The 5,962-nt window shown below is 74.1% G+C and carries 5 protein-coding genes and 1 pseudogene; 4 read left to right on the plus strand and 2 right to left on the minus strand.

Annotated elements, in window-relative coordinates; all coding sequences use genetic code 11:
- A partial coding sequence (locus N866_RS14840; protein WP_034227743.1) for an AMP-binding protein occupies window positions 1-1,034 on the minus strand: 1,034 nt, incomplete at its 3' end.
- A 271-nt stretch (window positions 1,035-1,305) separates the two neighbouring features.
- On the opposite strand from N866_RS14840, the gene N866_RS14845 reads away from it, so the two are divergent.
- The 3 genes from N866_RS14845 to N866_RS14855 all read left to right on the plus strand — a co-directional run bounded on the left by N866_RS14845 (window position 1,306) and on the right by N866_RS14855 (window position 4,129).
- Window positions 1,306-2,712: an L-lactate MFS transporter gene (locus N866_RS14845; protein ID WP_173406163.1), complete on the plus strand. Its 1,407-nt coding sequence runs from the start codon at window positions 1,306-1,308 to the stop codon at window positions 2,710-2,712.
- Window position 2,713: 1 nt separating this feature from the next.
- The gene (locus tag N866_RS14850; RefSeq protein ID WP_034227744.1) at window positions 2,714-2,902 is read left to right on the plus strand and encodes a hypothetical protein; all 189 of its coding nucleotides are present in this window, start codon (window positions 2,714-2,716) and stop codon (window positions 2,900-2,902) included.
- A 105-nt stretch (window positions 2,903-3,007) separates the two neighbouring features.
- Window positions 3,008-4,129 (plus strand): NADH:flavin oxidoreductase/NADH oxidase, encoded by a 1,122-nt coding sequence (locus N866_RS14855; RefSeq protein ID WP_034227750.1) that lies wholly within the window; start codon window positions 3,008-3,010, stop codon window positions 4,127-4,129.
- Window positions 4,130-4,226: 97 nt separating this feature from the next.
- Here the strand turns inward: N866_RS14855 and N866_RS14860 are convergent, their stop codons facing one another.
- The gene (locus N866_RS14860) at window positions 4,227-5,666 is read right to left on the minus strand and encodes an NAD-dependent malic enzyme (RefSeq protein ID WP_034227752.1); all 1,440 of its coding nucleotides are present in this window, start codon (window positions 5,664-5,666) and stop codon (window positions 4,227-4,229) included.
- Between the two features lie 57 nt (window positions 5,667-5,723).
- On the opposite strand from N866_RS14860, the pseudogene N866_RS14865 reads away from it, so the two are divergent.
- Window positions 5,724-5,962, plus strand: a pseudogene (locus tag N866_RS14865) (cell filamentation protein Fic); the annotation flags it as partial.

Here is a 5,962-nt window from a genome sequence, read left to right on the forward strand (position 1 = left end):
GCGCCGTTGACGAGCGGGCCGTACACGACGTACGTGTGCCCGGTGACCCAGCCGACGTCGGCCGTGCACCAGTACACGTCCGTCTCCGGCTTGAGGTCGAAGACGTTGAGGTGGGTGAACGCGGACTGCGTGAGGTAGCCCCCCGTCGTGTGGAAGATGCCCTTCGGCTTCCCGGTCGTCCCGGAGGTGTAGAGGATGAACAGCGGGTGCTCCGCCTCGACCCAGACCGGCTCGTGCTCATCCGAGGCCGCCGCGAGCGCCTCGTGCCACCACACGTCGCGTCCCTCCACCCACGCCACGTCCTGGCCGGTGCGGCGCACCACGAGGACGTGCCGGACCGACGTCGGCCCGGCCTCCTCGTCCTGGTGGCCGTGCGGGTGGTGGTGGGGGTCGAGGGCCTCGTCGACGGCGGGCTTGAGCGCGCTGGCCGCACCGCGCCGGTAGCCGCCGTCGGCGGTGATGACGAGGACGGCCTCGGCGTCGTCGACGCGCGAGCGCAGCGCCTCGGCGGAGAAGCCGCCGAAGACGACCGAGTGCACCGCGCCGATGCGGGCGCAGGCGAGCATCGCGACGACGGCCTCGGTGATCATCGGCAGGTAGATCGCGACGCGGTCGCCGGTCTGCACGCCGAGTGCGAGCAGCGCGTTCGCCGCCCGTGAGACCTCGCGCTGGAGCTCGGCGTAGGTGAGGGTCCGCGTGTCGCCCGGCTCGCCCTCGAAGAGGAGCGCGACGCGGTCGCCGTTCCCCGCCTCGACATGCCGGTCGACGGCGTTGTGGCACGCGTTGAGGCGCCCGTCGGCGAACCAGCGCGCTCGGGGCGCCCCGGACCAGTCCAGCACCTCGGTGAACGGCGTCTGCCAGGTCAGGAGCTCGCGGGCCTGGTCCGCCCAGAAGGACTCCGGGTCGGCCGCGGCCCAGGCACCGAGGTCGCCGTGCGCGTTGGCCTGGGCGGCGAACTCGGCGCTCGGCGGGAACCGGCGGTCCTCCGTGAGCAGGTTCTCCAGCGGCGTGGAGCTGGGCGCGTCGTGGGTCACTGGTCCTCCGGTCGCAACGGCGGTGGTGCTCGGGGCGATGCTATTCCTCCGCCCTCCGGAGGGCCGCGCCGGCCGGCTGCACCCCGGCTCCGGCCCGGTCCCGCACGCGCCCCGCCCGCGCCCCGCACAGACCAAGGTCCCGCGAGCGCCGTCGGCGGGCGGCAACCATGGGACGACCGCATGCGCGACCTCGCGGCCGAGGCGCCCTCGTCGAGCGCGCGCCCGCGGCGCCGAAGGCACCGTCCACCGGGCCCCACTGGGAAGGACCCCCATGAACTTGCTCGACCGCCGCCGCACCGTGGCACCCGCCGGGTACAACCGGTGGCTCGTGCCGCCCGCGGCGCTCGCCGTGCACCTGTCGATCGGTCAGATCTACGCGTTCAGCGTGCTCAAGGAGGCGCTGATCGACCGCTTCGACGCCAGCCACACGCAGGTCGCGATCATCTTCTCGATCGCGATCGTCATGCTGGGGCTCTCCGCCGCGTTCGGCGGCAAGTGGATGGAGCGCAACGGGCCCCGCAAGGCCATGGTGCTCTCCGCGGCCTTCTGGGTCTCCGGGTTCCTCATCGGCTCCCTGGGCATCCAGGTCGGGTCGCTGTGGGTCGTCTACCTCGGCTACGGCTTCATCGGCGGCATCGGCCTGGGCATCGGGTACATCTCCCCGGTCAGCACGCTGATCAAGTGGTTCCCGGACCGGCCGGGCCTGGCGACGGGCCTCGCGATCATGGGCTTCGGCGGCGGCGCGATGGTCGCGGGCCCGCTGACCAACGCCCTGCTCGGCGCCTACGCGGACACCCCGGCCGACGCGCTGGTCCCCACGCTCCTCACCCTGGCGGCGATCTACGCGGTGCTCATGTCCGCCGGCGCGGCGGTCATCCGGGTCCCTGCGCCGGGCTGGAAGCCCGAGGGCTGGGTGCCCTCGCCCAAGAAGAACGCCATGCAGACGCACGCCGACGTCCGCGTCTCCCGCGCCGTGCGGACGCCGCAGTTCTACCTGCTGTGGGTCGTGCTCTTCACCAACGTCACCGCGGGCATCGGCATCCTCGAGCAGGCGTCCCCGATGATCCAGGACTTCTTCTCCTCGGTGACCCCCGCCACGGCCGCGGGCTTCGTCGGGCTCCTGTCCCTGGCGAACATGGCCGGCCGGTTCGTGTGGTCCTCGACGTCGGACGTCGTCGGCCGCAAGCGCATCTACGTCATGTACCTGGGCGTCGGCGCGGTCCTCTACGGCACGCTCGCCTCGGTCGCCGGCACCGCCGTCGGGCTGTTCGTGCTCGTCGCGTTCTTCATCGTCAGCTTCTACGGCGGCGGGTTCGCCACCGTCCCCGCCTACCTCAAGGACCTCTTCGGCTCCCTCGAGGTCGGAGCCATCCACGGCCGCCTGCTCACGGCGTGGTCCGCCGCGGGCATCGCCGGCCCCCTCATCGTCAACGGCTTCGCCGACGCGCGCGCCGCCCAGGGCATCGAGGGCGCGGCGCTCTACACGCCGTCGCTCATCACCATGACGGGCGTGCTCGTCGTCGGCTTCGTCGCGAACCTGCTCATCCGGCCGGTCCACGAGCGGCACCACGAGCAGACGGCCGTCCCGGCCCCGGCGGTCCCGGCCGACGACGCCCCGCCCACCGCGTCCGCCCCGTCCGACGAGCGCCCGCTCGTCGACGCCACGAAGGAGTCCTGACATGGCCGTGATCGAGACCGACGCCGTGGCGACCGACCCCCAGGTGTCCGCCGACGTCCCCGCCGAGCATCCCGCCGGCTCCGGCACCGCGATCCGCGTCGCCGCCGTGGCGCTGTGGGGCGTCGTCGGCAGCCTGCTGGGCTACGGCATCCTGCAGACGGCGCTCAAGGCCGCCGCGCTCTTCGCCTGACCCGTGCGGCGACTGCCCCTCGACGCATCGCCCGAGGCGGGCCGGCAGCGCCGGTCCGGTCCCCAGGAATGGTGGCCGGACCGGCGCTGTTGGTCACCCGATGTGATGCCCCACCTCCTCCAGCCGCTGTCGCTGCGCGGCGTGACGGCCCGCAACCGGGCCTGGCTCGCGCCCATGTGCCAGTACTCCTCGGTCGACGGCCTGGTCGACGACTGGCACGTCGTCCACCTCGGGTCCCGTGCCGTCGGCGGCTTCGGGCTGGTCATGACCGAGGCGGCCGCCGTCGTGCCCGAGGGGCGCATCACCCCGCACGACGCCGGCCTGTGGAACCACGAGCACGTCGTGGCCTGGTCCCGCGTGGTCCGGGCCGTGCACGCCGCCGGGGCGCTCGCGGGGGTCCAGCTCGCCCACGCGGGGCGCAAGGCGTCCACGCACCGCCCCTGGGCGACCTCGCGGGGCTCGGTGGCGCTCGACGACGGCGGCTGGGCCACGTTCGCGCCGTCGGCGGTGGCGTTCCCCGGGCTCGCCGAGCCACGCGCCCTCACGGTCGCGGAGATCGGTGCGGTGGTCGAGGCGTTCGCGGACGCGGCGCGCCGCGCCGACGCGGCCGGCTTCGACCTCGTGGAGGTCCACGCCGCGCACGGCTACCTCCTGCACCAGTTCCTCTCGCCCCTGTCGAACCACCGGACCGACGCGTACGGCGGCACGACCGAGAACCGGGCCCGCCTGCTGCGCGAGGTCGTGGCGGCGGTCCGCGCCGCCTGGCCCGACCACAAGCCGCTCGTCGTGCGGGTCTCCGCGACGGACTGGGTCGAGGGCGGCCTCGAGGTCGAGGACGTCGCCGCGGTGTGCGCCACGCTCGCACCGCTGGGCGTGGACCTCGTGGACGTCTCGAGCGGGGGGAACGCCCTGGCGGACATCCCCGTCGGCCCGGGGTACCAGGTCCCGCTCGCCCGGCGGGTGCGGGAGGTCAGCGGGCTGCCCGTGTCCGCCGTCGGGATGCTCACCGACGGCCCGCAGGTGGAGAAGGTCCTGCGCGACGGCGGCGTCGACGCCGTGATGGTGGGGCGTGCCGCCCTGCGGGACCCGTACTGGGTGCTGCGGGCGGCGCACGAGCTGGGGGTGCCGGTCGACGGCAGCCCCGCCCAGGAGCCTGCCGACGACGCACCGGGCGCGGCGGCACCGCGGCTGTGGCCCGCGCAGTACCTGCGCGGCACCTGGGGCTGAGCGACCGGGCGCGGCCCCGCGTCAGGAGGACTGCGCCTGCGTCAGAGGCCCGCCGCCGGCGTCGGCGGACGTGCCCCCGACTTGGAGGCCCCCCACCTCAGAGGACGACGGCCGCCTCGAGATGGTCCGCCGTCGCCGCCGTGCGCGCGGCGCCCGCCCGCGCGGCCTGCTCCACCGCGCTCGCGACCCGCGTGGTCACCTCCGGGTTGAAGACGCTGGGGATGATGTAGGTCGGGTTGAGCTCGTCGTCCGTGACGACCTCCGCGAGCGCCTGGGCCGCGGCGAGCAGCAGCTCGGTCGTCACCTCGTGCGACTGGGCGTCGAGCAGGCCCCGGAAGACGCCGGGGAACGCCAGCACGTTGTTGATCTGGTTCGCGAAGTCCGACCGACCGGTGCCGACGACGGCCGCGTACTTCGCCGCCTCGTCCGGGTCGACCTCCGGGCGGGGGTTGGCCATCGCGAAGACGATCGAGCCGGGCGCCATCCGCGCCACGTCGTCGCCGGTGAGCACGTCCGGCGCGGAGAGGCCGATGAAGACGTCCGCCCCGACGACGGCGTCCTGGAGGGAGCCGGTCATCCCGCGCGGGTTGGTGCTCCGGGCGGTCCACAGCAGCGACTCGTGCAGCCCCGGCCGGTCGACGTGGACCATCCCCTCGATGTCGCAGACGACGACGTCCCGTGCCCCGGCCGCGAGGAGGAGCTTGAGGACGGCCGTGCCCGCCGCGCCGGCGCCGGACATGACGATGCGCACCGTGGCGATGTCCTTCTCGACCACCTTGAGCGCGTTCGTCAGCGCGGCCAGGGCGACGATCGCCGTGCCGTGCTGGTCGTCGTGGAAGACGGGGATGTCGAGCCGCTCCCGCAGCCGGCGCTCGATCTCGAAGCACCGCGGCGCGGAGATGTCCTCCAGGTTGATGCCGGCGAACACCGGTGCGATGGCGCAGACGGTGTCCACGATCTCGTCGACGTCCGTCGTGTCGAGCGCGATGGGGAACGCGTCGATCCCCGCGAACCGCTTGAACAGGACCGCCTTGCCCTCCATGACCGGCAGTGCGGCGAGCGGGCCGATGTCGCCGAGGCCCAGCACCGCGGTGCCGTCGGTCACGACCGCGATCGTGTTGCGCTTGATCGTGAGGTTGCGTGCGTCCTCCGGTCGCGCCGCGATCGCCTCGCAGACCCGCGCGACGCCGGGGGTGTAGGCCATGGACAGGTCGTCGCGGTTGCGCAGCGGCACCTTCGACTCGATGGAGAGCTTGCCGCCCAGGTGCATGAGGAAGGTGCGGTCGCTGACCCGCTCGACCGTGATGCCGTCCAGGCCGCGCAGCGCCTCGACGATCTGCTCCGCGTGGTCCTCGCCGCGGGTCGCGCAGGTGACGTCCACGCCGATGCGCTCGTGCTCGGAGCGCGTGATGTCCAGCGCGGTCACCATGCCGCCGGCCTGCTCGATCGCGGTGGTGAGGTCGCTGATCGCCGTCGGCCGGGCCCGGACCTGGAGGCGGACGGTGATGGAGGAGGAGACACTCGGCGCTGAGCTCATGCGCGCCATTGTGCTACGCGGGTCGGACGGTGCGGAGGGGGCGCCTAGGCTGACCGCGTGCCCGTGGTCGCCCATCCCCTGACCGGTGTCGCCGCTCTCCCGGTCCAGGCGGAGGTGGAGGCGGCGCGGCGGGCGTGCGAGGAGCTGCGGTGGCACCGCGCCCTGCGTCGGCAGTGGGCCGTCGCGCGCGCCGAGTCCGGGGTGCGCGCGGCGCACGCGAGCGCTGCGCTGGAGGGCGTCCGGGTGCCGCTGGAGCAGGTCCGGGACCTCGCCCGGGGAGCGACGGCCGCGCCCGA

Origin of the sequence: Actinotalea ferrariae CF5-4, assembly GCF_000603945.1 — a bacterium.
Taxonomy (GTDB): domain Bacteria; phylum Actinomycetota; class Actinomycetes; order Actinomycetales; family Cellulomonadaceae; genus Actinotalea; species Actinotalea ferrariae.